This window comes from Kitasatospora sp. NPDC093558 (assembly GCF_040683475.1).
In the GTDB taxonomy this organism is placed as follows: domain Bacteria; phylum Actinomycetota; class Actinomycetes; order Streptomycetales; family Streptomycetaceae; genus Kitasatospora.
In genome coordinates this window covers 1-1,089 of sequence record NZ_JBFBDY010001369.1, presented here as the reverse complement: position 1 = coordinate 1,089, position 1,089 = coordinate 1, and the positions used below count along the sequence as shown (strand labels likewise).

At 76.4% G+C, this 1,089-nt stretch carries 2 protein-coding genes; both read right to left on the bottom strand.

Annotated features, from left to right (window positions below; genetic code table 11):
- The coding region (locus AB0O00_RS41055) for a metal ABC transporter permease (RefSeq protein WP_363659749.1) at positions 1 to 516 on the bottom strand (516 nt) is incomplete at its 3' end.
- A partial coding sequence (locus AB0O00_RS41050; protein WP_363659748.1) for a metal ABC transporter permease occupies positions 513 to 1,089 on the bottom strand: 577 nt, incomplete at its 5' end. The genes AB0O00_RS41050 and AB0O00_RS41055, both read right to left, overlap by 4 nt.

The following is a 1,089-nucleotide window of genomic DNA, read 5'->3' as shown; positions in this document are numbered from 1 at the left end:
GCCGCGGGCGCGGGCGACCGCCTCGTCGAGGGTGGCGAAGAGCAGCGGGCGGGCGAGGGCGAGGACGGCGGCGGCGATCGCGGCGGCGATCAGGACGGCGGTCAGGGTGCGGGGGCCGTCGAGGCCGTAGATCGAGCCGAAGAGGACCGAGACGCCGGCGTTGCCCTGGCCGGTGGCGCTGCGGGTGGTGGTGTAGAGGGTGAGGAAGAAGGCGCCGAGGCCGAGGATCCAGCTGAAGAGGGCGCCGATGGCGACGTCGTCGGGCCGGCCGCGGCGGCCGAGCAGGCCGAGCAGGAGGGCGGCGCCGACGGTGGCGGCGAAGAGGCCGAGCCGCAGGTCGTAGCCGCCGGCGAGGGCGGCCATGGCACCGGTGAAGGCGACGTGGCCGAGCGCGTCGCCGGTGAAGGTCTGGGCGCGCAGGACGAGGAAGTGTCCGACCAGGCCGGAGGCGAGGGCGATGGCGGTGCCGGCGAGGAGCGCGTGCTGGAAGAAGGGCTGGCCGAGGATGCCGGTCACGCCGTCACCTCCGTGGTGCGGGCGGGGCCGGCGAGGGCCCGCCGGGCGAGGGCCAGGAGGTAGCCGGCGAAGGCGACGGTGGTCACCAGGAAGCCGAGCGGGTAGGGCCAGTAGTAGGCGGCGAACAGTCCCGTCCAGGCGGCCGCGAGGCCGAGCAGCACGGCGAGCAGCAGGCCGGTGCCGGGGCGGGCGGTGAGCTGCTGGGCGGTGGCGGCCGGGATGACGAGCAGGGCGAAGACGAGGAGGCTGCCGGTGATCTGCCCGGCCTCGGCGGTGGCGGCGCCGAGCAGCAGGAGGAAGGCCGCGCCGAGCCACCGCACGGGCACGCCGCGGGCGGCGGCGACCTCGGGGTCGAGGGTGGCGAACAGCAGCGGGCGGCCGATCAGCGCGAGCGCGGCGAGGACGGCGGCGCCGACGGCGGCGAGCAGCAGCACTTGCCGGTCGGTGATGCCGAGGAAGGTGCCGAAGAGCAGCGCCTGGGGGCCGCCGAGCAGCCCGTGGTAGAGCGTGACGAAGAGGAAGCCGCAGGCGAGGGCGAAGGCCTGGAGGATGCCGGTGGCGGCCGACTCCCCG